Source organism: Marinomonas sp. PE14-40 (genome assembly GCF_051623805.1).
Classification (GTDB): Bacteria; Pseudomonadota; Gammaproteobacteria; order Pseudomonadales; family Marinomonadaceae; genus Marinomonas.
Window position 1 is genome coordinate 1,038,835 of record NZ_CP130700.1, and the last position, 25,203, is coordinate 1,064,037.

At 38.5% G+C, this 25,203-nt stretch carries 21 protein-coding genes; 10 read left to right on the forward strand and 11 right to left on the reverse strand.

Features of this window, described 5'->3' with window-relative positions:
* Window positions 1-2: 2 nt before the first annotated feature.
* Both Q0A08_RS04750 and Q0A08_RS04755 read right to left on the reverse strand, forming a co-directional pair.
* Window positions 3-2,468 (reverse strand): ABC transporter permease, encoded by a 2,466-nt coding sequence (locus tag Q0A08_RS04750; protein WP_438465272.1) that lies wholly within the window; start codon window positions 2,466-2,468, stop codon window positions 3-5.
* A complete protein-coding gene (locus Q0A08_RS04755) occupies window positions 2,465-3,151 on the reverse strand; it encodes an ABC transporter ATP-binding protein (protein WP_438465274.1) in 687 nt (228 codons plus the stop codon). Before Q0A08_RS04755 ends, Q0A08_RS04750 begins: the two co-directional genes overlap by 4 nt.
* 35 nt (window positions 3,152-3,186) lie before the next feature.
* Here Q0A08_RS04755 and Q0A08_RS04760 point away from each other — a divergent pair, with 35 nt between their 5' ends.
* From Q0A08_RS04760 to Q0A08_RS04770, 3 genes are all read left to right on the forward strand, one after another.
* A complete protein-coding gene (locus Q0A08_RS04760; RefSeq protein WP_438465275.1) occupies window positions 3,187-3,801 on the forward strand; it encodes an arylesterase in 615 nt (204 codons plus the stop codon).
* Window positions 3,802-3,810: 9 nt separating this feature from the next.
* Window positions 3,811-4,740 carry a D-2-hydroxyacid dehydrogenase gene (locus Q0A08_RS04765; RefSeq protein ID WP_438465277.1) on the forward strand — a complete coding sequence of 310 codons (930 nt, stop codon included), beginning with the start codon at window positions 3,811-3,813 and terminating at the stop codon, window positions 4,738-4,740.
* 122 nt (window positions 4,741-4,862) lie between these two features.
* A complete protein-coding gene (locus Q0A08_RS04770; protein ID WP_438467606.1) occupies window positions 4,863-5,588 on the forward strand; it encodes a pseudouridine synthase in 726 nt (241 codons plus the stop codon).
* Between the two features lie 22 nt (window positions 5,589-5,610).
* On the opposite strand, the gene Q0A08_RS04775 is transcribed toward Q0A08_RS04770, so the two are convergent.
* The gene (locus Q0A08_RS04775) at window positions 5,611-6,114 is read right to left on the reverse strand and encodes a GNAT family N-acetyltransferase (RefSeq protein WP_438465278.1); all 504 of its coding nucleotides are present in this window, start codon (window positions 6,112-6,114) and stop codon (window positions 5,611-5,613) included.
* A 214-nt stretch (window positions 6,115-6,328) separates the two neighbouring features.
* Here Q0A08_RS04775 and Q0A08_RS04780 point away from each other — a divergent pair, with 214 nt between their 5' ends.
* The 7 genes from Q0A08_RS04780 (at window position 6,329) to Q0A08_RS04810 (ending at window position 14,014) form a co-directional block, all read left to right on the forward strand.
* Window positions 6,329-6,676 (forward strand): translation initiation factor, encoded by a 348-nt coding sequence (locus tag Q0A08_RS04780; protein ID WP_438465279.1) that lies wholly within the window; start codon window positions 6,329-6,331, stop codon window positions 6,674-6,676.
* A 206-nt stretch (window positions 6,677-6,882) separates the two neighbouring features.
* Window positions 6,883-7,890, forward strand: coding sequence for a diguanylate cyclase domain-containing protein (locus tag Q0A08_RS04785; protein ID WP_438465280.1), 1,008 nt, complete (start codon window positions 6,883-6,885; stop codon window positions 7,888-7,890).
* Between the two features lie 50 nt (window positions 7,891-7,940).
* On the forward strand, window positions 7,941-8,339 hold the full coding sequence (locus tag Q0A08_RS04790) for an acyl-CoA thioesterase (protein ID WP_438465282.1): 399 nt from the start codon (window positions 7,941-7,943) through the stop codon (window positions 8,337-8,339).
* A gap of 372 nt (window positions 8,340-8,711) precedes the next feature.
* Window positions 8,712-9,902, forward strand: a complete 1,191-nt coding sequence (locus Q0A08_RS04795; RefSeq protein WP_438465283.1) for a thiamine pyrophosphate-dependent dehydrogenase E1 component subunit alpha — start codon at window positions 8,712-8,714, stop codon at window positions 9,900-9,902.
* The gene (locus tag Q0A08_RS04800) at window positions 9,895-10,872 is read left to right on the forward strand and encodes an alpha-ketoacid dehydrogenase subunit beta (RefSeq protein WP_438465284.1); all 978 of its coding nucleotides are present in this window, start codon (window positions 9,895-9,897) and stop codon (window positions 10,870-10,872) included. The genes Q0A08_RS04795 and Q0A08_RS04800 overlap by 8 nt, the downstream gene beginning before the upstream one ends.
* A gap of 21 nt (window positions 10,873-10,893) precedes the next feature.
* Window positions 10,894-12,153 carry a 2-oxo acid dehydrogenase subunit E2 gene (locus Q0A08_RS04805; RefSeq protein ID WP_438465285.1) on the forward strand — a complete coding sequence of 420 codons (1,260 nt, stop codon included), beginning with the start codon at window positions 10,894-10,896 and terminating at the stop codon, window positions 12,151-12,153.
* 25 nt (window positions 12,154-12,178) lie between these two features.
* Window positions 12,179-14,014 (forward strand): protein kinase domain-containing protein, encoded by a 1,836-nt coding sequence (locus tag Q0A08_RS04810; RefSeq protein ID WP_438465287.1) that lies wholly within the window; start codon window positions 12,179-12,181, stop codon window positions 14,012-14,014.
* Between the two features lie 6 nt (window positions 14,015-14,020).
* On the opposite strand, the gene Q0A08_RS04815 is transcribed toward Q0A08_RS04810, so the two are convergent.
* The 8 genes from Q0A08_RS04815 to Q0A08_RS04850 form a co-directional block, all read right to left on the reverse strand.
* On the reverse strand, window positions 14,021-15,124 hold the full coding sequence (locus Q0A08_RS04815; RefSeq protein WP_438465288.1) for a hypothetical protein: 1,104 nt from the start codon (window positions 15,122-15,124) through the stop codon (window positions 14,021-14,023).
* A gap of 18 nt (window positions 15,125-15,142) precedes the next feature.
* Window positions 15,143-16,096: a hypothetical protein gene (locus Q0A08_RS04820; RefSeq protein ID WP_438465290.1), complete on the reverse strand. Its 954-nt coding sequence runs from the start codon at window positions 16,094-16,096 to the stop codon at window positions 15,143-15,145.
* 62 nt (window positions 16,097-16,158) lie between these two features.
* A complete protein-coding gene (locus Q0A08_RS04825) occupies window positions 16,159-17,244 on the reverse strand; it encodes a hypothetical protein (protein ID WP_438465291.1) in 1,086 nt (361 codons plus the stop codon).
* Window positions 17,241-18,803: a hypothetical protein gene (locus Q0A08_RS04830; protein ID WP_438465292.1), complete on the reverse strand. Its 1,563-nt coding sequence runs from the start codon at window positions 18,801-18,803 to the stop codon at window positions 17,241-17,243. The genes Q0A08_RS04825 and Q0A08_RS04830 overlap by 4 nt, the downstream gene beginning before the upstream one ends.
* Before the next feature lie 41 nt (window positions 18,804-18,844).
* The gene (locus Q0A08_RS04835) at window positions 18,845-19,564 is read right to left on the reverse strand and encodes a formylglycine-generating enzyme family protein (RefSeq protein WP_438465294.1); all 720 of its coding nucleotides are present in this window, start codon (window positions 19,562-19,564) and stop codon (window positions 18,845-18,847) included.
* 22 nt (window positions 19,565-19,586) lie between these two features.
* On the reverse strand, window positions 19,587-21,020 hold the full coding sequence (locus Q0A08_RS04840; protein WP_438465295.1) for a hypothetical protein: 1,434 nt from the start codon (window positions 21,018-21,020) through the stop codon (window positions 19,587-19,589).
* Complete coding sequence (locus tag Q0A08_RS04845; RefSeq protein WP_438465296.1) at window positions 21,007-24,045, reverse strand: hypothetical protein; 3,039 nt, start codon at window positions 24,043-24,045, stop codon at window positions 21,007-21,009. The genes Q0A08_RS04840 and Q0A08_RS04845 overlap by 14 nt, the downstream gene beginning before the upstream one ends.
* Window positions 24,045-25,145 (reverse strand): hypothetical protein, encoded by a 1,101-nt coding sequence (locus Q0A08_RS04850; protein ID WP_438465297.1) that lies wholly within the window; start codon window positions 25,143-25,145, stop codon window positions 24,045-24,047. The genes Q0A08_RS04845 and Q0A08_RS04850 overlap by 1 nt, the downstream gene beginning before the upstream one ends.
* Window positions 25,146-25,203 lie beyond the last annotated feature (58 nt).

Consider the following 25,203-nt stretch of genomic DNA (forward strand, 5'->3'; position numbering starts at 1 on the left):
GCTTATAAGGCTTGTAACATTCTCATAGGCGCCACTTTTAGCACAGTTCTGCCTGCAAACAAACCAATACTTGTCACAATGGTAAAACCAAGTAACGGCCCTAATCCCCATAGAATTGGATGAATACTTGCATTTAATTCGAATAAATACACTTGTAATCCAAACAAGCACGCTTCAGCAGCCATTGCTGCAATAATGCCAGCAAATATGCCTAAAAAGCCAAACTCTATTAACATTGCCTGACGAATTAAACTCTTACTTGCACCTAAGGTGCGTAATAAGGCTCCCTCTTCTAACCTTTCATCTAAACTCGCCCTAATGCTTGCTACTAGTACTAAAGCACCTGAAGCAACAATAAAGCCCAATAACAACTGAATAGCTTGAGAAACTTGCGCAATAATCAATTGAATTTGCCCGATTAAATCACCCACATTCAATAAAGAAACAGTTGGGTAGTTGGCCATCCCCTTATAAAACGCCTGTTTATTCACATCAGCAACATGAACACTGGTTATATAGTTCGCAGGAAAATCGGACAAAATGGTCTTAGGTAAAATAAGATAAAAATTTGGCCTCATTGACCCCCAATCAACTTTACGTATTGATGTTATTTTTTGACTGTATTCACGCCCACCGATGAAAAGAGTAATTTCATCACCAAGCTTTACACCAGCCTCTTCCGCTGCTGTTGACTCTATAGAGAAGCCATCTTTTAGAGGGTTGAATAAACCTTCTTGTATCGTGTTGTCTTCACCAAGTGTATCTGTCCAGGTTAGATTTAGCTCTCTAGAGAACATTTCAGGCCGTTCTTCTTTATTGCTAAAGAGGTCAGTGACTTTTTCTTGATTTACTTTAGTCACTCGACCAAGCACCATGGGATACCAATCAGACTCTTCGATATCAAGATCTGACATCATTGACTGTAACGGCTCGACATCTTGCTGTTGAATGTTAAATAAATAATGATTTGCCGCACCTTCAGGTAACTGTGATTGCCAGTCTGAAATTAAATTGCTTCTTACACCCGTTAAAATAAGTACTAACATAATAATGAGAGTAAAAATTAACAGCTGGAATAAATTAGATTGCAGCCGTCTATGAAGAGCAGCCAAACCTATCTGCCAACCACTGGTTGCACCTGTTGTTAACTTTCTTCCTAATTTGAATAGAACAAACCCTATTACGCCAACCAAAGCAGATACTAACAAAATACTTAATACCATTAAGCTTGGCAGCAAAACCCCCTGAGTGTAAATTACCATCAAAGTAAACATACCAACAAAACCACAGGCATATAGCAGAGCTGTTTTACCCTCAATTCGCCCCATAGGTTGTAATACGCTTAAAGGAGATACTCCCAGTAGTCTCACCATTAGAGGTAAGCAAAAAGCAACCAACGAAGTTAAACCCGTTACAACACCTAACCACATTTTCTCAAAACCAGGTTCAGGTAAAGCTGTGGACAGTAACGTTTCTAGAGAGAGTGCAATAAATGCCTGAACACTCCAGCCTAAAAGAAGCCCTATAATAGAACCCAAAACTAAAATACAAATCAGTTGCCAAATTAAAATTGAGGCTACTTTTTTTGGTGTTGCGCCCAAGGTTTTCATCACAGCAACCTGTGCCAAGTGCCTTTTAACATAGCGGTTTGACGCCAACGCCATTGCTACACCCGCCATGACTACAGCTAAGGTACCTGCAAGTAACAAGAAAGACTCTGCTCTATCGATAGTTGCACCAATCCCTCTACCACCCGCTCTTGGCCTGCGCCATTCTTGACTGTCACTTAATTTTGGCGTAATCCACTCTTCCATTGCATCCAACTGACTTTCAACACCAGCCATCAGCAAAGCATAACGAACTCGACTCCCTGGCTGAATGACTTCAGTTTTATCCAAATCTTGCCAATTGATAACAGCCCTTGGAGCAATTGCAAACGCGCTCGCCGTTGAACCTGGATCTCTCACTAAGTATGACGTTATTAAAAAATCAGCCTCGCCTATTTGAATACTCTGACCAATTTCAACATCAATTAAGCTAGCTAATCGTGATGACACCCAAACCTCACCTTGATTAGGGCCTTTATCTGTCGCACCTCCTGTCCCGAACAAGGTATCATCAATGAGATACTCACCTCTTAAAGGATAGGCCTCTGTGACAGCACTTACTTGGGATAGTTGTAAACCAGACTCAGTAAACACCATGGTTGAGAACCAAGCTCTATTAGCGACCTCTAAACCTTTAGACTTTGCTTCTTCTTCCCACTGGACAGGTAAAACGTCTGGGCTACGCACCACCCTATCAGCAGCAAGCAAAGTTGCTGATTGAAGCTCAAAAGAACTTTGTAATCTATCGATAAATAAACTAATCCCTGTCACTGTTGCAACAGATAAGACCAGAGCAAGTGCCAGCGTTAATACATCGCCATTTCTTAGTTCTCTTAATAATAACCTTATGGCTAAATTCATGACGCCTCACTTAAGCGGCCTGCGCTCATAGACAATTGGCGCTGACAACGTTTTGCAAGAGTGGCGTCATGCGTAACCATAACCAAAGTCGTTCCCAGAGATTCATTGAGGTCAAAAATCAGATCACTGATTACTTTGCCTGTTTCAGCATCTAAGTTACCCGTTGGCTCATCTGCAAAAAGTATTTTAGGAGCAGAAGCAAACGCCCTAGCGATAGCGACGCGTTGTTGCTCTCCACCAGAAAGCTGTCTAGGATAATGATTTAAACGGTGCGATAGACCTACTTGCTCTAGAAAACCAAGCGCCTTTTCTTTTGCCTCCTTATCGCCACTTAGTTCTGCTGGTAGCATCACATTCTCAAGAGCCGTTAAACTGGGTAACAAATGAAAGGACTGAAAAACAAAACCGACATATTGACCTCTCAATTGCGCTCTTTGCTCTTCATCCAGTTGAGATAACGCCTTATCATAAATATAAGCTTCACCGCCTGAGCACACATCTAATCCAGCAATCAAACCAAGCAAAGTCGATTTACCTGACCCAGAAGCACCAACAATTGCAACAGACTCGCCTTCCTTGATTTCCATATCAATACCTTTCAATATGGCAAGTTCACCAGCACTGGTTACAACACTATGAATTAGATTATCGGTTCTGATGGCTATTGCTTGTGGATCATTCATAAATAAAACTTACTCTTCAATTATTGGCGATTATGATGTTTAAACTGTTACAAATTTTTCTTTTAACATTCGTGTCTTTCTTCTTACCCTACACTCAAGCATCAACCGTTTTAGTACTTGGAGATAGCCTCAGTGCTGCCTACCAATTACCTGTTGAAAGTGGTTGGGTACACCTGTTAGAACAAGAAGTTAGCCAACAGGGTAAAAGCATTAATATAATAAACGCAAGCATCAGTGGTGAAACAACTCAAGGTGGCGCTGCAAGGTTAGCCTCATTACTTCAAGAACACCCACAACTGGTTATCCTTGAATTAGGTGCCAATGATGCGCTACGCGGTTACCCCTTAAAAACAACAAAAAACAATCTTGTTAAGATGATTAAAGCAAGTAAACTTGCCGGTGCAAAAGTGTTATTAATTGGTAATCAAATTCCACCTAACTACGGTCGTCGTTACTCAACTGCTTTTTTCCAACTGTATCAGGATATTGCCCAACAAGAAGACGTTTCACTTGTTCCCTTTATGTTGGATAATGTTGCACTAAATCAAGACCTTATGCTTAATGATGGTCTTCACCCAAATGCTCAAGGCCAAACCTTCGTATTAGAAAACATTATGCCTAAAGTCTTGCCACTTCTTGAATTAAAATAAGGAAATACTATGAAAGCTGTTTTTTTGGACCGAGGAAGCTTCCCCGAAAGCATCAAATTTAACTATCCAACAAGTTTAGAAAGCATATCAGAGTATCCAAGCACCGAAAAAAATCAGGTACTAGAACGCATTAAAGGCTTTGATATTGTGCTTTCTAATAAAGTTCAATTAACCGCTGAAGTATTAGCGCAAGCCACTAGCGTTAAACTCATTCTTGTCACAGCGACAGGTACAAATAATGTTGACCTTGAATACTGCCAACAAAATAACATCTTAGTTAAGAATGTTACTGGCTATTCAATTAATAGCGTACCTGAGCATACATTTAGCCTACTTCTTGCACTTAAACGTAACCTTATTGCATATAGTCAAGCAACGAGGAATGGGGATTGGGCGAAATCAGAGCATTTTTGTTTTCATGACTTTCCAATTACCGATCTAGCAGGTTCAAATTTAGTCATTTTCGGTAAGGGAGCACTAGGTAACCAAGTTGCAAAAATTGCTGAAGCGTTTGGCATGAAAACTTTTTTTAGTGAAAGAAAGCATGCACGCGAAGTAAGAGATGGCTATATCGCATTTGATACTGCCATTGAAATTGCAGATGTTATCAGCTTCCACTGCCCTCTTACAGAGGATAATAGGCATATGATAGATGAAGCCGCATTTAGTAACATGAAAGCCAATTGCGTACTTATCAATACAGGTAGAGGTGGATTAGTTGATGAGACCGCATTAGCCAATGCAATTCGCACCAAAGAAATAGCAGGTGCAGGATTTGATGTTGCTAGCATTGAACCCATGCCGTCATCTCACTTATTACAAGCACTAAGTAAAGAAGCAAACTTCATACTTACGCCACACGTTGCTTGGGCAAGTCAGGACTCAATGCAAACACTAGCCAATACAAGTATGCAGCAATTATTCGACTTTATAGGCTAAATTCCCTAACTTACTAGGTTATCTAACCTGTAAACTTTAATAAATACTGTTTACACCTCTTACAATTTTAAAAGACTCATTATTAATCCAATGGGTCTTTAATTTGATAAATATATTTGAACATGCTTTTAGATATCCTATACCAAGATGAACATCTCGTTGTAATCAACAAGCCTTCAGGTCTACTTGTTCATCGAACACAACTTGCTAGCCAAGAAACAGATGCCGTTGTACAAAGATTAAATAGTCAACTCGGTAAATGGGTTTATCCCGTTCACAGATTAGATAGAGGAACATCTGGTGCGCTTGTACTGACCTTTTGCGCTGAAACAGCACGCCACCTCTCAGAACAGTTTAGCCAAGCAAAGGTGAATAAAAGCTATCTTTGTGTGGTCAGAGGTCATCCGGATGAGACAGGAACCATTGATTACCCTTTGGCAAAATTAAATGAAAATAAGGGGCAATCTCGCTTTAAAATTGAAGGTACAGAAAAAGAGGCGATCACACGCTTCAAATGCCTGAGTAGCTTTACCTTAAACCATTCTGTTAGCAAATACAGCACAACACGTTGCGCCCTACTTGAAGTGAAAACCGAACAAGGTCGTAAGCACCAAATTCGAAGGCACTTTAAACATTTAAGGTACCCCCTTATTGGCGATACACGTTATGGTTGCCGCCATCATAACAAGCTATTTAGACAATTAGATCAACCTCAAAGGTTGATGTTACATGCCAGCACTCTGATCTTCACACACCCTGTCAGTTTAGAAACAGTCAACTGTATGGCACCTATACCCGAAAGCTTTAGTCACTTTATTCAATATTTAACTAACCATAATATCGTCTAACGCAGACATACCCGCCTTAACATTAGCTTTCTATCGACCATAGATATTCTGTGGTCTCTTGCTTCTCCCCTTCTACCAAAATAGGTTTTGACGGACGCATGGTTGCTTTAAAGCCTGTATTTAATAAAAGCTTGTTACTGGCCTCATTCGACTTCAGTGTTGTGGCATATATTTCTTCAATACCTGAGGACGCCCAATAAGCGACAAGTCTTTTGAGAATATAGCTAGCAATTCCTTGCTCAGTCCAAGCTTGGTCCATACGATAAACAACCTCCACTACTCGCCTATGTTCTTCTAAGAAATAGAGATTGAAGCGCCCAATTAAGTCACCCGAATTAGAATATACCAAGTAGTATTTATGGTTAATTTGATTCTCAACCTGCTTTCGTATGAAGGTTTGATTGAGTTTATCTAGGTAGGATTTTGGCAGGTAATTTAAAAACCATGCTTTATTCTCTTGCTCAAACGCTAAGATGTTCAATACATCTTGAATATTTGCAGTTCTTGTATAAAAAAGAGACTTCATAGTTTTGGCTCAAAAATATAAGGAATCCCTTCACTCAGTACTTAAAGCACAAGATAGCAGATTGTGCTCATCGCCCATACTTTGACTCCTGTCATTTTCAGTTTAGGCAGACTAAGTCAAGTTTTCGAATTAATCCCAAAATAAATTTAATCTTTCATGACTCATCGAACGAGGATGTTATAATGCTAAGCACGATTATTAGATTAAGAAAAAGATGAAAAAGCGCAACCTCGTATACTCCACAGATCAATCTCAAATGTGTCCTGAATGTAACCAACATCAAAATGTGTGTAATTGTAAAGATGAAAATGCTTTGCTAGGTGATGGTAAAGTTAGAATTACACTTGATACAAAAGGAAGAAAAGGGAAAGGCGTTTCAGTCATAACAGGCTTAGCTTTAACCGAAAAAGACCTTAAAAACCTCGCAAAAGAGCTTAAAAACCTATGTAGAACAGGTGGTTCGGTTAAAAATAACCAGATTGAAATTCAAGGTGATCATAGAGATAAACTAATTTTAGCCTTAGAAAAGAAGAACATACAGGCCAAAAAGTCTGGTGGATAAGTTTTACTAAACCATACTCTAATTTTACTTAAAACTACTAAAGCTTTGACAGCTTTAGTCGATAAACTAGTCGTGATTTATTTCAGATCAGATTCAAAAAACGCGACATCAGCTATTTATGAATAGCACTACACTATAACCGTTTTAATTTTTCGATTTCATCAGGACGGAAATTCGACAATGTATACCTAAGAGGAAACGCTTAAATGCATCAAGACAATCCAATACAAGCGTCACGTTTGCTGCGGAAAGCTGTACCCTTGATGGTGAAACTAAACATTCCTCCTACACCTTATAATTATGGTGTCTGGTATCACTATGTTTCTAACCGCGATTCTCAATTAAATACCATTGTTGATCAGACCATTCGTAAGCTGGGCAATATTCCTCACTTCTTAGCAAAGGAATTTTTCCACGAATTCGTTGCTGACGATGATAAAAAGTTTGATGACGATAAAAAAAATCAAATTGAAAAAATCATTAATACGGTTGGCTCCAGTTCAAAACAAATGGAAAATAGCATCAAGGACCTAAACTTGGTGTTAAGCAATAGTAAAAAAGTTCTGAAATCTAGCTCAGGTAATAAACAACTTGAAAAGGTAGTTTCCTACCTTGAAAAAGGGACTGAAAAAGCCTCATTGGAGTCAGAAAAGTTCTTAGCTAAGCTCGAAGAAGCGCAAAATGAAATGGCAGAGCTCAAACAAGCACTAGCAGAAGCCAAGAGTGAAGTAGAACTTGATCCAATAACCAAACTTTCAAACCAGAAAGGATTAGAAAGGCACCTCTTTTCTTGGTTACCAGCGGCGGAAGATGACCTATCCCTCTTTATTTTAGATATTGATCATTTAGATAAAATTAATAAAGATCATGGAAAACAAGTCGGGAATCAACTCATTCGTTTCTTGGCAAATTATCTTAAAAGTAAAAAACTGGATAACGCTCTAATTGCAAGACTCTATGGCGGCACCTTTGCGATTTTGATGAACGAAGCCAGTATGGGCTTTAGTAGCCAATACGCTGAAACGCTCAGAAACAACATTGAAGGCCAAATACTAAGACATAAAGAAACTAAAAAAGTACTGTGTCGCTTCACAGTTTCCATTGGTGTTGCAACCACAATTGGCGAAGAAAACTCAGACCAATTAATGGAAAGAGCGAAAAAGTATCTACTTGAAGCGAAAAAAATGGGCAGGAACAGCACTGTCTCTCACTAACCCTCCCCCAACCTATATTGTAAAAATACGATTTAAACCAAGGATGTTTTATGCCTGAACTACACTCAATCAATTTTGAAGTGAGAGATTATGAATGTGACATGCAAGGCATAGTAAACAACTCGGTATATCAAAATTATATTGAACATGCTCGACATAAGTTTTTACTTGCCCATAATGTCGATTTCGCTGAAATCACTAAAAACGGCATTCACTTAGTCGTCATGAGAGCTGAGCTTGATTTTAAAAAGCCGCTTATCAGTAGCGATGAGTTTATCGTTACCACTCACGCCAAACGCCAATCAAAATTCAAGTTCGAGTTCCATCAAGAAATCATCAGAGTCAGTGACAAAAGGGTTATGCTAAAGGCAAAAGTCATTGCAGCTTCAATCACCGACAAAGGAAAACCTGTCATTTTTACAGGCCTTGATCACGCACTTGCAGAATAAGTTTAATAATCACGACTGAATTACGTTTATTTATCATCATAAATAGACTGATTAAAAAAAACATACTCAGTCGTAATTATATAATTACCTTCCTTTAAATTACTTCTTTTTCACAGAAACGCCCTATTTTCAGATAGTAAAACGAAATTTCTATGAAAAAAGTTTAGAAAGCTTAATCAGTTGCGCCTTAAGGGTCTATATTTAAAACTGATAATACTGCAACACTCTTTTACATAATCTTCTTCAGTATGATCTTTACACGGCTAGTGTTTCGGTATTAAAGTCACGGGGTAAGTTTTTGGTGATCCCAAAAGTTTTACCCATGCTACCGACACAATCGTTAGTCATACAATAAAAACAAGAAGGTCAACTATGAGTGATAAACGCAAGACAGATGCGCAGATCGTGCATTGCCCTGAATTTTCAGAAAACTCATCCTTGAATATACCCACCTTACGTATACTTCAAGATGATGGAACCCTCTATCCTGATGCTGCTATGCCTGAAATTGACCAGACATTAGCACTTAAAATTTACGATACCTTTCTTTTTATACGTGCTTTAGATGAACGCATGTTAGCCTCTCAGCGCCAGGGTCGTATTAGCTTTTATATGACAGAAACAGGCGAAGAAGCAGCCGACATAGGTAGTGCTGCAGCGCTTAAAGATGATGACATGATCATGGCCCAGTATCGTGAGCAAGGCGCTCTCGCTTTTCGTGGTTTTGAGCCAGACGAATTCATGAACCAAATCTTCTCTAATGAAAAGGATTATGGCAAAGGACGCCAAATGCCTATTCATTACGGTTCTAACAAACTTCATTACATGACAGTCTCGTCTCCTCTCGCGACTCAGTTACCTCAAGCTACTGGTTATGCTTACGCCCTTAAAGCCCAAGATAAAGCAAATTGTGTCATTTGTTATTTTGGTGATGGCGCAGCATCTGAAGGTGATTTTCATGCCGCATTAAATATGGCTGGAGTATTGAAAACGCCGTCAATCTTTTTCTGTCGTAACAATGGCTATGCTATCTCAACACCTGCTCATGAACAGTTCGCTGGTGATGGCATTGCCCCAAGAGGTGTGGCTCTTGGTCTTAAAACTATCCGAGTAGACGGCAACGACGTGCTAGCAGTTTTAAAAGCCACTCAAGAAGCACGTAAACTCGCTGTTGAGCAACATCAACCGGTTTTGATTGAAGCTATGACCTACCGCTTAGGTGCTCACTCAAGTTCTGACGATCCAAGCGGGTATCGTAACAAATCCGAAGAAGACACATGGCGCTCTAAGTGCCCTGTTTCACGATTCAAGCATTGGTTAATACTTCAAGGCTGGTGGGATGAAGAGCAAGAGACAGCCCGTAAAGAAGTCCATAGAACCAGCGTTGTACAAGCAATGAAAAAAGGGGAAAAAGTACCTGCCCCTGCGTTAAAAGAATTATTCACAGATGTATATGACAGCTTACCTTGGCACTTAGAAGAACAGCACAAGGCTCTAGAGCAACATATCCGAAAGTACCCGGATGCATATAAAACCACATCTTGGAGATTCGACGATGAGTAAAATGAATTTATTGCAGGCAATTAATAACGCTTTAGACATTGCGATGACAAGCAATGAAAAAACACTTTGCTTTGGTGAAGATGTCGGCCATTTTGGAGGCGTATTTAGAGCGACCAGCCAGTTACAAGAGAAGCATGGTAAACACCGCTGCTTTAATACTCCTTTAACAGAGCAAGGTATCATAGGTTTTGCCAACGGCGTTGCTTCACAAGGTATGACAGCGATTGCCGAAATACAATTTGCTGATTATATATTCCCTGCATTTGATCAAATTGTGAATGAAGCAGCCAAATTTAGATACCGCTCCGGTAATGAATTTAATGTCGGTAGTCTTACTATTCGCACCCCATACGGTGGCGGTATAAATGGCGGACTTTATCACTCACAATCACCTGAAGCCTACTTTACTCATACGCCAGGCTTGAAGGTTGTTGTTCCTCGTAACCCTGAGCAAGCGAAAGGCTTATTGCTAGCCTCAATTCGTGATGACAATCCCGTTATATTTTTTGAACCTAAAAAGCTCTACCGCGCCTCAACGGGTGAAGTGCCTGATCATGATTATGAAATTCCACTTGGTAAAGGTGAAATAGTAAAAGAAGGTACAGATATCACTCTTCTTGCTTGGGGAGCGCAAATGGAAGCTATCGAAAAAGCCGCTGAAATGGCTGAAAAAGATGGCATTTCTTGCGAAATTATCGACTTACGAACCCTTCTTCCTTGGGATCGCGATTTAGTCGCTGCATCCGTCAAAAAAACAGGTCGATTAATCATCAATCATGAAGCGCCAAAAACAAGTGGTTTTGGGGCTGAGATTGCCGCAGCAATTCAAGAAGAATGCTTTTTATATTTAGAAAGCCCAATAGTGAGAGTGGCAGGTCTTGATACACCATTCCCATTGGCATTAGAAAAAGAATATATGCCGGATCACCTTAAGACCTATGAAGCTATTAAAGCCAGTCTAACCTACTAACCCGTTATCAGGAGACCCATAATGAAAATTGATTTTATTCTACCGGATATCGGTGAAGGTATTGTTGAGTGTGAGCTTGTAGACTGGCACATCAGTGAAGGTATGGCTGTAAAAGAAGATCAGTCTGTTGCAGATGTGATGACAGATAAAGCGTTAGTTGAAATTACGTCTATGTACACAGGTACCATTAGCAAACTTTATTATGCCAAAGGTGAGATAGCGAAAGTACACCAACCTTTGTTTGAAATAGAGGTTGCCGATGACGAGTCAGCATCAACACCAAGCAGTGAAGAAGCGATTGAAAGCCCTGCTATGGTCGCCAACTCAGATATCAATATTTCAGAGCCTCAAGCAATCACACAGTCAGAGTCTCAGACTAATGCGCTTGCTAACACAGGTAAAGCGATTGCAAGCCCAGCAGTGAGACGTTTAGCACGAGAAAATAATATTGAATTAAGCCAAGTGATTGGCTCTGGTAAAAATGGCCGAGTTATGAAGCAAGACCTATTTAACGGCTCACCACAAAGCGCACAATTAGATAGCCAACAAACCTTATCTTTAGTCCCTGACAATAAAGCAAATAGAACCGAAGCGATTAAAGGCGTTAAAGCAGTTATGGCTAAGCAAATGATGGAATCTGTAAGTACGATTCCACATTTTACTTATGCTGAAGAAATCGATGTCACTAAGCTTGATGCACTTCGACAGGAGCTTAAAGCAAGCTTTGCTGAACAAGGCGCCAAACTTAGCATGATGCCATTTTTAATGAAGGCGTTAGCTCTTAGCTTACCTCATTTCCCAGAGCTTAATAGTCGTGTTAATGAATCTTGCACAGAAATCACTTACTTAAACGAAGTGAACATAGGTATGGCTGCTGATACACCATTAGGCCTATTAGTACCCAATGTGAAAAATGTTCAATCACATTCACTCTTTGAAGTTTGCCAAGAAGTGAATCGACTTGCCGATATGGCTCGCCAAGGTAAGCTTAAAAACAATGAAATGAAAGGTGGCACAATTACCATTTCAAACATCGGCGTTATTGGCGGCACAGTTGCGACCCCCATTATCAGTAAGCCAGAAGTTGCAATTGTTGCCTTAGGTAAGATTCAAACGCTACCAAGGTTTAATGATAAAGGCGAAGTTGAAGCTCGTAAGATAATGCAAATCAGTTGGTCTGGAGATCACAGAGTAATTGACGGCGCAACCATGGCTCGCTTCTGCAACCATTGGAAAGCCTATCTTGAAAACCCAGTAACCATGCTTTCTCACTTACGCTAAGCAAACTTAGGACAAGCATTACCCAATGACACGCCCCTTGTTACAACAGTTTTATATTAACGAAGAACAATCAATTTATTTGATGAGTCATGAAGATGCTCAAAAAATAAAAGACTGGGTCCAATTATGTATTGATCAGTTAAAATTGCTTGGTTTTACGGGTATAGAATTTATTGGAAAAGGGGCGTACGGTTTTGTTTTTGGGGGACAAGCTACTGACGGTTCCAACTATGTATTCAAGTTTTCGAGAATAAACCTACCACAGCACATTCAAGACAGATTAGAAGATGAAGCATGGATGCAATCTCAAGTCATGCACCCTCTTATACCCGCTGTGAGCGAATACACTAAAATATCAAGACAATCTGTACTTATGATGGAAAGAGCGCCAGGTATGGACCTTGAAGCTTATTCCGTCTTACATGGACGCTTATCTCCAAGGTTGATCGTCAAAATTGCAGCACAATTAATTGATATCCTCAAAAAACTCCGCCTTGCTACTCAAGATGATATGGACACTCCCATAGTCCATGGCGATATCAAACCGTCCAATATAGTATTTGACGAAACCAGTGAGACAATAAAACTCATTGATTGGGGGTCAAGTGTATTTGCCCAAACTGATGCTACGGGCCAAGCTATTGGCCACCAGCAATTCAGCTTTTTAAGTGAAGACTTACAGCAAACTAATGCAAAATTAGGTGATGTGTATTTTATTGGTGAAGAGCAATTAAACGGTGGACTAAGCTCTCCAAGGTTTGATGAGCAAGGTGCTGCAGGCACTTTGTATGCGCTAGCGTCTGGTCAGAGTTGTCGTTACGGTTATGATGCCATCCCGGTCACATCACTTGGTTTACCTAAAGAGTTCGCGGTATGTTTACAGACGTTATTAGCCGGTGATAGTAAACAAAGGCAAACAGCTGGAAATTATTTATTCCGACAAATCGATAACATGAAGCGATTAGTCATGCCGGAATTGCCACAAGAGGATGAAAAGCCACTCATTCCAATTTGGAGTTTCAATGAAGCAACGGATATGGAAACCGTTGTTTATAGCTCTCGTAAAAGTTTTTTAAAAGAAGGTAATATCGATCACTACCTGCTAGCTGAAGTCGATGATGTTGAGCTTGAAAAATACTACAAGAATTTCATGCATGGCATGGGACATACTGAGCGTGCTTTTTTAGGCGCCATTAGTCGCCTAGGTAAATACCCTGTTGTTGGCGGCTTAGCTCTTAGGTGGGATGAAGAGCACCTTTACATCGATTCTAGCTTACACTTAAAGGATAACGCCTTAAGACTCCCTTTTGTCACCGCGGTTAATAACATTGTCGCTCTTGCTCGTACAATCCATCGTGATGGCGTATTCAAGTGTTGCATGTTTAACGCCAAAAATACGCAGCACATTAACCGAGTTAATGAAGATGCAGCATTTGTTCCTGATAACAAAATGCAAATTCCATTTGATGTGACTCACACCCCCTTTAGTGAAGATCAAAGTCGAAACCACTCTTATTTTGAAGATGGCCAAGACCCAGATGAACTGCTTAACTTGCCAGAGTCTATTATGCGAGAAATTGCTTTCTTAAATACAATAAGACACACAGGTCTTATTATTTTTGAAGCGTTACCAACCCACCTTAAAGTTCATAGTTATTACGTCTTATTAGAGCCTGAGCACGAACAAGCGTTTGCACAAGCTCTATCTCGTATCGTCGAAGCCATACCACAAATTAAAGGCTTAGGTGTTTCTGGTTTTATGAAAATACCTTATAAAAATACCCGCGAATTTACTCTAAATGAATGTGCTGAAGAAAAATTCTACCCTAGAAACCCCAAACAAGCCCTGATTCATAGCTAGGGAATTTTAAAGATTAATACCTATAAATTGGATAAAAAAAGCAGTTGATAGTAAGGCTAATTGCTGAGCTAAAAGTAAGCATACAAAAGTTACGACAGCGATCACAAAAATAAGAGTCATTACAATACTGTGATTTGAGACACCCAAGCATTGTAAAATATTTAATGCCTCTTTTTTGGTATTCAACAAGACCCTAAGCGCAAGAAAATAGATAGCGAAGCTAATTGAAATAAGGACAAAGAAAAAAGCCGATTTAAAGGCATTAACTCTAGAGAAAACACGGCGCGATTCTTGAGTGAGTGTTTTTTGATTAATTAATTGATAATCAGTAGCTACACCCAGTTTTAATATTCGATTTGCAACCCGCTTTACTACATCAATGTCTGTAGCACTCAACCCATTAAACTCAATTTGGTTATAGCTAAGCGCCTGGGTAGTATTTTTATCAATGCTTTTTTTTGATGTGATCGTGTCTGAACTACGATTTAAGTGACCAGATAATAACGTTGGGGATTTTTTAGTATAAAGTTTTTGCAAATCAGCCAAGCTCATCACGATAATTGGCTGGCTACCTAAAAAGCCAAAATCTAATCTCATCTGTTGATTAAAACGAGCAGTCTGTTTGGTTAAAGGATTAAAAATAGCCTTAACCATATGCTCCCCTGCATTAAGCTGATTAAACACAACAGTGCTTAAAATAATTTTACCTGCTTGATAGCTCTCAACCACATTTTCAGAATTAAACTTATTAATCAGATAATTTGTTTCATAAGCAAGTATGTTAACACCTTTTAGCACGTCCTTCGTTTGAGACTCAAACAACAAGACAGACTGAGTTGAAACCCGATAAGATCGATTTAAACTAGCAAGCTCTGGCGCATTATAAACAGCGTTTAACAAGGCAGGGCTAGATAGCAACTGTAAATCACCAAATACACCAAAGTAACTTTTATGCATGTGCTTTTCAAAAGCATCGACCAAGTTCTGAGTAATAAAAAAGCTATAAAATACAAAGGTTAGTACTAAAGGCAAAGTAACTAGAGCCACGCGAATAAACCTAGATTGTCCTCTGCTCAGTACTTTAAGTAATTGTATTGAATGTTCTATCACCTTACTTTTTCCTTAAGTCTAAAAACTATCTACTTTTTGACCTAAGGTACTGGTAAATATTTTCTTTAATACCGTTCCAGTCGCAGCGGCAATAAAATAAGGGTTTCGATCCCATCTAAAGGTAGGTATTTCACGAGTGGCAACTCGCACAGTGCCATGTTCAGCTTCATTCACCATTAAGATGATATACATGCGCATCACATGAAGTACACCTTTACGGTCAGGTAAGAAAGACGTCGCAAAAATAGAATGGAGTGGATAAGGCTTGATCAATCCTTGTCTAGAATAAGGGACAAAAGCATGTTTAAGAGACATGCCTTTACCCAATTGGATCTTTTCAGATTTATCGCCGGCGTACCAAGTTACTTCTTTACCTGCAAATTGAGGTACATATTGAATAGCGATATCAATATACGCTTGCTTTGCCACATCATCTAAATTTAACCTTTCATTGTCTATCTCAATTGACTCATCAGAGATTTCAATTAGATTATCATCAAGATCAATATCTGATCCAATATCATCCTCATCAAACTCTTCATCAATAAGTTCAACATCAGCCCCAGAACTATCTGCCTGAGTCAAAGCAAGTTGATTACTCGCATCGATTCGCGTTTTTATAATGCTAGTTAAAGAGACAACTACGTTATCTAAAGTTTTGCCCACTTCTTTCTCTTGTAGCGCAAATTGAGGCAACTGTTTCGGGCTAGCAGTACGAATATTTGCAACTAAATCAAGACCAGATAACAAAATCTGCATATTACGGATTTCATTGTTATACCCTTTTTTGATCATTTTACGTGTCTTTTTAAGTCGCTTAGAGCCAGGAACAAACTCTTTAGCGACCAACATATTAAATGACCCTCGAATATTATTCACAAACTCAGCAATGGCTATATTGTTCGCAGCATTAGCTGATTGAGTAAATGAAATGACAAAGCAAAGGCTCATGCTTATTAGATATTTACGCATTCACAAGGCTCCTAATATACTGTTTTAATATCATGACAACAGACGTACCTTTAATTTCACCTTTACTGTTTAAAGCAGCGAAACGTCATATTTCTCGAACTATAACTATTTGATACTATCGTGTAGCGCTCCGTGTTCCAGTTAAAAGCAAGAAAGGTATTGGCCATATCATCATCCTCTAGCTCTAACCTATCTTCTTCTCGATAAAAAGGTTCATCGATATCTTCGTAATCAACGGCAGCAATAATCTCTTCATAGGCATTCCCTGCTGGTCGATTGATTTGTAAATCACGTCGGGCAAATTCAAACACATAAGGAGAGGACAAGCGTAAGTCATTTTCATAACAATAGTTGCTTGCCTGTTCTAGGCTCACATCAGTCACGGCGATAGAGGTAGACCCTGCCCCAAACATTTCATTAACACTGACTGGATAGCGCATGATCTGAAATTCACGTCCGCCACTACTTTCACTAAAAGGCACTTCAACAAAAGAGTAACGATTTGCTTGAGTAACTTGCCCTCTTAAAGGTAAGTCTGATTTTGCAACACCTAGTACTTGGCCTGATTTACTTAACGCGCTGACTTTAAGATTTAATGTGTCTTCTTTCTCTTCTGCCAAAATATATAACACAAGGTCAGAGACCTCAGCCGTCTCGCCAAAGTCACTGTCTGATGTCGCAAAGAATGGATCTAATTCTTGCTTTAGAATTTTTCCTAAGACCTGATCAACCTCTTCCTCTTGTGCTCTTAGACTTAATAATGGATTTGAGACGATATATTGCTCTGACGCGGTAATGACATCATTACGATAACTGCCTCCTCCACTTACCTCTAAAGCAACATCTAACTCTCCATAAGCATTACTCATGCGACTACTTGCTTGAGCAAACGCTTGTTCGATCAACCTTTCGATTAAGGTATCTAACTTACTAAACGAACTATTTTTTTCTAAAAAACGCTGACCTTTTGAATCAAAGAAATAAGCCTCGTAATCTAGCTCCTCTTCTTCCTCATCAAATAAGTCCAAATATAAATCCTGCTCGAAACTCTGTTCTAAACTTGTTTCATTAGGCGTTTCTTCGGTATCTTGGCCTGCACAGCCCAGAAGTAGACTTGAAATAAGGCTTAAATAGATCAATTTATTCATAATAAAATTATCTTATTGTTCTGCATGTATTGTTTGATTTTGGCTTTATTAGCCTTAGTTGTTTTTGTTTCTTTACTGATAAGCGTTAGCATTTGTTTAGATGGTGTAAAAAATAGGTTTGTAACAAAGCCATTTGAATCAAGGCTAAATTGATATAAGGCGTTACCCGCTTTTGATATCTCTACTTCACCTGCTTTTGTTAGCTTGGCAGTTAATGAAATGGGCTCTGTACCATTAATTAAGAAGATACGTTTTAACTTAATATTATTACGACTCATCCAACTGGCTAGGTACCACAAACCTTCATAACCATAATAATCTTCTTTATTCACAAAAATCGTTTCTGGCCCAAGTTTTATAAGGCCATTGCGGATATCCTGATCCCAGCCTATGTCCTTTTTACCATTGATTGTTTGTATTTTTTTTAGCTCCACTAGGCGTTGACCTTTAGCTACTGCAAGCACACCAATGTGTTTTTCAATGGCAGTAGACGCTTGTTTTGGATCAAATACATTCGTTTGAGCGCTAACTTTTACCTGAATCAAATTCTTGCGCTTACCTGTTTCTTTATAACTAACTTCCAAAGTTCTCTCTTGATCTGCATTTGACCATAAATACAGGTTTGTTAAGGTTTCACCTTTAAAGGATAAGTCCTTAGGCTCTAATGGTGTTTTCTTAAGTAATTGAGCAAACTGGGTTAAGGCATCATCCTTTAAATGACTTAATACACCATTTTGTTGTCTATAACTAAAGCGTATCAAGGTATTCTGGTGATAAGTTAACTTCAACACAGAGCGATTTTGTCGGGAAAAATTATTTGGGGCGGCAAGTGCAATCTGGCTTTCAATTCGATAATCTAACTCATTTACTGATAAGCTCTTTCCACTGAGTCCATCTTGATAGCGTCCTCGAGTTGATTTCACATTCACCAAATAAAGTGACTCACTGTCAATTAGAAAAAATGCTTTTTTATAGGCGTGTGCAAACACTTGAGAAAGGTCGTAAACAGGCAAAGATGTTAGGCCCGTTTGCTTACGCTTAATGCCTTTTATCGCTTTTCTTAAGTTTCTTTGTTCTTGCTCTAACTTACCAAGCTCACTTTTTAATTTCGCTTTTTTATTTACATCTTGCTCATTGCTAACCTGAGCAGACAGATCCTTAGCCTCTTGTTCTATCTCACTCAGCTCATTAGTTAGATCAGCCTGTTTCTCAACGCCATCTTGATCAATAAAGGCTTGTTTTAAGCTTTTATAACTCGACTTTTGCTGGACAGATGCAAATAAGGGCTGCAGTGCTTTAACCCCTTTTTTAAACTGTAAACCATTATTAGATTCTAGTAATGTAAGTATTTCACTCTGAGTGTCAGGCTTACTATAAGTTAACTGTCTCTGAGACCCATTGTTTGTCTGATAGTTAATACTTGAATAGTCACTTATGCTCTCACTGAGCCCTTGGCTAGCTAAACTTGTAGCTTTAGCCGTAATACCAAAACTCGCGACAAGCGTCGTTAAAATTACGCTAAGACAGCGACCTTTTAATCGATAGTTAAAGCTAAGCATTATGCTCTCCTTTAAAGTCATCTATATAGTCAAAACCTATGTCAGTGTTTAATACAACGAAAACCAACATTTTGATTAACCACATCATCTTTATTATAAGCAGCCCGTAAGTAAGGGTGCATCAACCAAGGCTTGTTGGCTAAATCAAAAGCGCCTCCTTTAATTACATAAACTTGATTATCCTTATCCCAAGCACTTTGCGTGATCTCCCAAACACTTGCATACAAGCCAAGTAAACCCAATGGGCCTCCAATTGTTTCTTCCGTGTCTTCTTTATAAGCAACGAAATCTCGGATCAATCCGCCTTTGTCTTGCTTATGAATCACACCATATTGAGACAACCAAGCATTTGAGACTTGGCTTGCAGCATATACCCATTGACTCTCAGTCGGTAACACTGCGTCTAAGGTCTCGCAAAACTGACTTGCTTCATTGAATGAAACCCCAGTAACAGGCTCATCCATACCATATTCACATAAATCGCTGAGATCCATTTCCCTAACTTTAGACAAAGCACCAGCTTTTAGTATTTGGGAGCAACTTACCTCGCTTTTCATCATAGAAAAGCTATTTGGTAAAGCATATAAGCTTGGATCAAACACAAAGTCCTTACCAAGAGTCAGTGTTGGCTCGATTACCTTTGGCCAAACACTGCCTTTAACAATATCCACCCACTCAATCGTATGGCTGCTTTCCTCTGTCTGTAAGCTGCTATCTAGATTCTGCTTAGTATTAGCAATAGCAATGCTTGAACAACTCAAAAACAGTCCTATTAATAGTGAATTAATAGGATATTTCACCACTCTCAACCTTATTCATCAGCTTCTTAGTAGCCTTTTTAAGCATGCTCTCTATGTAAAAATCAGTACGACCTACATCATATAAAGTATTAAATCGCATCTTTAATAAAGTTTGATTTTGCGAGTTTAGAGTTGAAACCAACCTTAATTCTGCGACAAACATATCCGCTTCTAATTTGTTCGAAAAAACCTTTTTATGATTAATGAAGAACTTTAGATTAAGTCCCTTCTTATCAAATTTAAAGCCTTGCTCAACAAGGTTGGCTTTTAAATTTTGGTTGTGGTCGTCATAAGGCTGTCTATTAACAAATAATGCATAAGACTGAACGCTAAAATTTGTCGTGCTTTGCTCCAGCATCAATGGATATTGATTAACAATACAATCCTGCATTAACCTACAGCTTGCTAAAAAGTCATTGAACTTGAGTGCATCATTCACTAAAAATCGATTAAAAGCAGGTTTCGCAAAACCTGTTTGCAATCTTTGCTTTGAAGCAACCAAAAATACTTGGGGGCTTTTCTGAGCTTGATTAGGTGTAGCAAGTTTATAAATATTACCTTTCTTCTTCTGCTCTGATGTGGGTACTGTCATAGCTTCATCTTGCTTAATCAAGTTAAAGCCATAAGCTGGCGTTGGTAAAATCATATTTGTGTAACGGCCATCATCGACAAACAAATATACAAACACATTTTGATTCGATTTCATCTGCACAGAGACAATATCGTTAGCGCTAAATGAATGCTGTGCAAACACTAAATCTATTGCGATATTGTTTTTTACAAACTCAGTTAATAAAGCATCCAATTCAGCAATAAGTACTGGGGAAATATTTTTTTTCCCCTTCAATAGAGCCAACTTTATTTTTGCTTGAGCAATGTTACCTGAGTTTAAATCCGCTCCGAACTTAGTGATCAGCGTTTGAATTTCAGCCGCCTCTTTAGCTAAGTCATTTTTAATTTCATTCACCTGAGAGCGAGATAACCGGTAAAGGCAATAAGATTGTATATAACTTGCATCTTGAACTCGTTCTGAATAAGAAGCAGTAACACTGATGCCTGTTAGATTAATTCGACTCAATTTATCTGTTTTAACACTAAACTGACCTTGAAACTCATCATCGACCACAACTTGAGAAGAAGTACTTTTTGAAGCGATTTCAACACTAAAATACTCAGATACTTTACCTAAGCCATTTGTGCAGGCTTCGGTGATAGACTTTGCTTCGGCTTGGGCAAGTCCTGAAACCCAAAGTTGTGATAACCCTATAAAGTCCAACCCGGAATCAGCTCTGTAATTACTTTTCGCCCAATCAGGTTTTTCAGGAGAAGACTCATCTGCCTGTAATGAAGTGGCACTATTTAATAAACAGCCTAAGGCTGCTAAAGATACTAAAACAGCTTTTTTACTCATTAACATCTTCGATTCCATATAAAGCATATCGGCCCATATTCAGCATATAAGCTTCCTGATCTGTCACTATAAATAAATCATGGTCATTAGGACTGGTAAAAACTTGTCTAATATTTTTAACATCAACAAGTGAAATAGTATTAATCAGCTCACCCGTTGCCACCTTATATACAGCAACTCTATCTTCATAAATCAGGTAACTGACAACGCCGTTAAAGCCGAGCTCTAACCCAACTGGATTTTGTTCAATTGCAATACTTCCTAGCGTATCACCACTAACAATGTTTTTAATAATGACATGATTCCCTTTAACGTAAGCTAAACGATTGGAACTCACATCGTAACGCACAAGGCCACCTTTACTGCCTTTAAATGATTTAACCTGCTCAGCTTTATCTATATCCCAAACCCTAACACTGGCATCATTACTTGCAGAAACCACTTTATGTATTGAAGCATCATACTTAGCAAACCTAACACTATCAGTATGGCCTAACATTTCGTTTTTCACTGTGCCTTCAAGGCTCAGCTCCCATAACTTAATCGTTTGATCAGTTCCTGTTGATAGCAAGAGAGAGTCATTTACAAACTCAAGATCTAATACGTGACCAGCATAGCCTTTTAACTCTTTTTCTAAGCTTACCCAAGATTCATCTTCTCCTGGAGGTATGTTTAGATGCCAAACTTTAATCAGTCCATCACGCCCAGCAGTAGCAAGTCGCTTTCTATCTCCTGTCATAGCTGTTGCTGTCACAGCACCGTCATGGGCATCAAATGTCTCATTAAATTCAACCTCAGAAGACAAAGATTCTAATGAAATTTCGCCATTAGTAAGGCTTGTAACCAACCAATCATCATCCCCCAAGTCCATATTCACAATATCAGCCGTCAACTGGGAATTATCTAACTGACGATAAATTTTAGACTCGAAACCTTCAGTTCCTAAATAAAGAGTGTCGACTTGAAAACCTAGATGATCCCAATTCGGCTGAGACGTTGTAAAAAAGCGGGATGCATCAACTTCGTTTTGTTTAACCAGCATAATATTGCCATCTTCAACAACGTCAATCCCACCACTTAAAGCGTTAAATAAGCTTGGCTTATTCGCTACCAGTAAAGGGTCTGCTTGCTCTTCATTGATAAAGCTAAGATAAGCATTTTTTTGTGCCTGTGTGATAACTTGCTCATCAAACAAACTTTCATAAAGCGCTAAATCGCTAGACGGAATTGCTTCGGCGAAAACAAGTTGCTTAATAGATGATTTATCTAGCCACGAGCGTGCACTTTCAATTCGCTCTAAACGTTTTTGATAGACCCTACGAATTTCAGTTTCAGTGGTAGTAGGTCTAATTCTAAGGTCATTTTTACCCCCATATACAAATTCATTTTCGGATAAATAATGCACAACATAGCCAGAATTTAACTTATCATAAGCATCATAACTCCCAGAAAACTGGGTAATTTGCTGGTAAGTATCTGTGTCAATCTGCCTTATGCCTCCTGATTCAGTCATTAGTAGAAGCTTATTCTCTGCTACAGCACATTTCGCAGCGATTAAATCTTCATTAAGCTCAGTAGAAAATTGAATTGAATGGTGAGATTGCGTTTGGTTATCGTATAAATACGCCTTATTTTTATGCCAATATAAAAGTTTCTTACCACTAGCACAGACTTGCATACTCGTTAATTCAAGCGATTTTTTAAGCTGAGTCAAACGCTGATTTTTAGCATCAAAATAAGATAAGGTGTTATCTTTTGATAAACTATAAAGGCTTTTAGCATCTTGACTTACCGCTAATTGATTCACCACACCAAGTGTTTTTATCGCTTTTTCATCATAACTGGTTAAGTCCAGCACATAGGCTGTCCCTTTGTTTACGTAAAATATTTTATTTCGGTTTTCCAGCACATTTAAGGAGGTTAGATTAGTCGCATCTTGTTTTAGCTTAATCATATCCTCTTGCTTAATGATTAAATTTTTATCCGTAAGAATAATTGACAAGTTTTGCTTAGGAAGAAAATAAGCGTGTTTGGCATATTCATCCCATTGCTTACTCTCCCATAGAGGTCGGACTTGATTCGCATTTTTTAGCGATAATAAAGAAACGCGGCTGACATAATCTGTCAAAGTATTTACTGTTGCATAACTTTCATTTGCATCAATAAAAAGGCTTCTCGCATTGGCCGTGTTATTAAGCAATCTTTCCTTATCAAGACTATCAATTTTTCTTTCTATTTCTTTTTCAATCAGTTTAATTCTATCTTGATAAACAAATGCAAAGGTATCGCCGTTTGCTCTTTCCACCACATAATCTTTATCGTTAAATTTCATCACAGCATCGCGGTCAATACTGGCAAATTCACGGATATCAGACCCTATGGCATATAAACTCATACGTAACAGGGCATCAACTTTCGCTTTACTATCTTGTCCTTCTAGATTTAACCGATAGTGATACCAGGTTGAATTCCTCTCTTTGCCATTGGCCTTGATCGATTTATATCCTTGTAAGCTGATAATGTCTTTTTGCCAAGCTTGCGCATCAATGTAAAAACCTATTTCAGCAGGTCCATTCGCCTCTAACACGATATTTAAGACCGCATTTAGAGCCGCTTCATCACCATAACCAACATTAAAAACAGCAGGTATATAACTAAACTCGTTATCTCCTAATACAAAATCACTCACACTAAAATTTGTGAACTGTTCACTCAGCGAACGTTCAGTTAATTGCGGTAATTTATTTGGATTGCTTTCAATATATTGCAAGACTTTGGCAAGTGCTTTCGTTGCAGACGACCTTTTTTCAAACCCCGTTTGATAAATAGGCCCAACTAGTTTTATTCCTTTAACATCAGGGTCAGACCAACTCGAGCTATTAGACTTAGCGGCTTTCGCTACCGATACTTTGAGCTCAAGCTCATCAAAAATATTCGCAGGCTCAGATGGTTTTTCTTCCACTGTGTTACAGCCAACCAAACTTATGGCCAAAAAAATGCTGCTTACAAGTTTAAAATTGAGATTAAACATTAATACCCTAGCCTATTTTTCATACCAACTAAATTGAGTAAGTTAATCATCACAAGTACGGTAATACACACAGTCCAAGACAGGCCTTCATGTATGGTCGATGTGATAGAAAACACCTGTAAAATCATGGGTTTTAGCCAAATATAAGTAACCAGATACGCTAGCAAAAGCCCCGACAAACCAACAAAAAAACTTGTCACAACTAAAGGAAAAGTCAGTAAATATCCTGTCATATAAAGTATATTCAACGACTTGGTTTTCTTAATAAATACATTTGCTTGATTAAGACCCAGTATAAGTATCAAGGTAAACACCATGACGCTTATCAAACTGTAGCCCAACAACTTTGTCATTAATAAAATACTTTTTTGCTTACTTTTCTCATCTAGCCAAGTTGTAACAGTCCAGTTAACACCTGTTTTCATTAATATATCTGTGATCAGTTTTTTACTTTGTTCAAGGTCATGATTTTCCTTGATACGAAGGTAAAGTCCTTCTTCTTTCAAATCCGTCTTATCAAGCCAAGCTGGTAGCTGCTTTATTCCCATATACAAGATAGATTCATCGTTATAATCATTAATAAAGGCTTTGATTTTAGCTGAGTATGTATGACCTACAGATTTAACACTGACTTCTTGACTTATGGGAGCAAAGAAACTCGCATCCAATACCGCATTAGGTAAAACTAAGGACGGATTCATTAACCAATCAGCAGCATACTCAAGATTAGTAATCTTAAATTTATAGGCTCCAGCATCGTAGTAATTAAGCTGACTTAGAGGAATCACGCTTGGCAGTGATCTTTCTAAACCAATTAAAGTTAGCTTGCCTGAGCTAAACTTGTCGTACTCTTGCGCTTCTTCAAAACCACTTAACTGAGTCGCCGCGGCTTTCAATCTCATCCATTTTGTTACTTTTATAAACTCGCTAACACTTAAAATATTGGTATGAGATGACAATTTTTGTTTTAAGCCTTGTAATTGTCCTGATGCGCTGAAATCAGACCAACTTGTAACACCACCCTCTAAGCGCAAAGTAAAATGAGGCTGTTTACTTGCAAAACGTTGTTCGACTTGTTTTTCGTAACTACTTATGACCAAAAAAAAACTAAAAATACAACAAGAAACAAATGCAAAAAGAACAAAAAAGCTTAATAAA

Excerpts from the sequence above, each read along its gene's own strand:
- Q0A08_RS04825 (WP_438465291.1), bottom strand. The coding sequence starts at position 17,244 with ATGAATAAATTGATCTATTTAAGCCTTATTTCAAGTCTACTTCTGGGC.
- Q0A08_RS04785 (WP_438465280.1), top strand. The coding sequence starts at position 6,883 with ATGCATCAAGACAATCCAATACAAGCGTCACGTTTGCTGCGGAAAGCT.
- Q0A08_RS04820 (WP_438465290.1), bottom strand. The coding sequence starts at position 16,096 with ATGCGTAAATATCTAATAAGCATGAGCCTTTGCTTTGTCATTTCATTT.
- Q0A08_RS04830 (WP_438465292.1), bottom strand. The coding sequence starts at position 18,803 with ATGCTTAGCTTTAACTATCGATTAAAAGGTCGCTGTCTTAGCGTAATT.
- Q0A08_RS04800 (WP_438465284.1), top strand. The coding sequence starts at position 9,895 with ATGAGTAAAATGAATTTATTGCAGGCAATTAATAACGCTTTAGACATT.
- Q0A08_RS04760 (WP_438465275.1), top strand. The coding sequence starts at position 3,187 with ATGTTTAAACTGTTACAAATTTTTCTTTTAACATTCGTGTCTTTCTTC.
- Q0A08_RS04775 (WP_438465278.1), bottom strand. The coding sequence starts at position 6,114 with ATGAAGTCTCTTTTTTATACAAGAACTGCAAATATTCAAGATGTATTG.
- Q0A08_RS04810 (WP_438465287.1), top strand. The coding sequence starts at position 12,179 with ATGACACGCCCCTTGTTACAACAGTTTTATATTAACGAAGAACAATCA.
- Q0A08_RS04840 (WP_438465295.1), bottom strand. The coding sequence starts at position 21,020 with ATGTTAATGAGTAAAAAAGCTGTTTTAGTATCTTTAGCAGCCTTAGGC.
- Q0A08_RS04780 (WP_438465279.1), top strand. The coding sequence starts at position 6,329 with ATGAAAAAGCGCAACCTCGTATACTCCACAGATCAATCTCAAATGTGT.
- Q0A08_RS04755 (WP_438465274.1), bottom strand. The coding sequence starts at position 3,151 with ATGAATGATCCACAAGCAATAGCCATCAGAACCGATAATCTAATTCAT.
- Q0A08_RS04790 (WP_438465282.1), top strand. The coding sequence starts at position 7,941 with ATGCCTGAACTACACTCAATCAATTTTGAAGTGAGAGATTATGAATGT.
- Q0A08_RS04750 (WP_438465272.1), bottom strand. The coding sequence starts at position 2,468 with ATGAATTTAGCCATAAGGTTATTATTAAGAGAACTAAGAAATGGCGAT.
- Q0A08_RS04765 (WP_438465277.1), top strand. The coding sequence starts at position 3,811 with ATGAAAGCTGTTTTTTTGGACCGAGGAAGCTTCCCCGAAAGCATCAAA.
- Q0A08_RS04795 (WP_438465283.1), top strand. The coding sequence starts at position 8,712 with ATGAGTGATAAACGCAAGACAGATGCGCAGATCGTGCATTGCCCTGAA.
- Q0A08_RS04805 (WP_438465285.1), top strand. The coding sequence starts at position 10,894 with ATGAAAATTGATTTTATTCTACCGGATATCGGTGAAGGTATTGTTGAG.
- Q0A08_RS04845 (WP_438465296.1), bottom strand. The coding sequence starts at position 24,045 with ATGTTTAATCTCAATTTTAAACTTGTAAGCAGCATTTTTTTGGCCATA.
- Q0A08_RS04770 (WP_438467606.1), top strand. The coding sequence starts at position 4,863 with ATGCTTTTAGATATCCTATACCAAGATGAACATCTCGTTGTAATCAAC.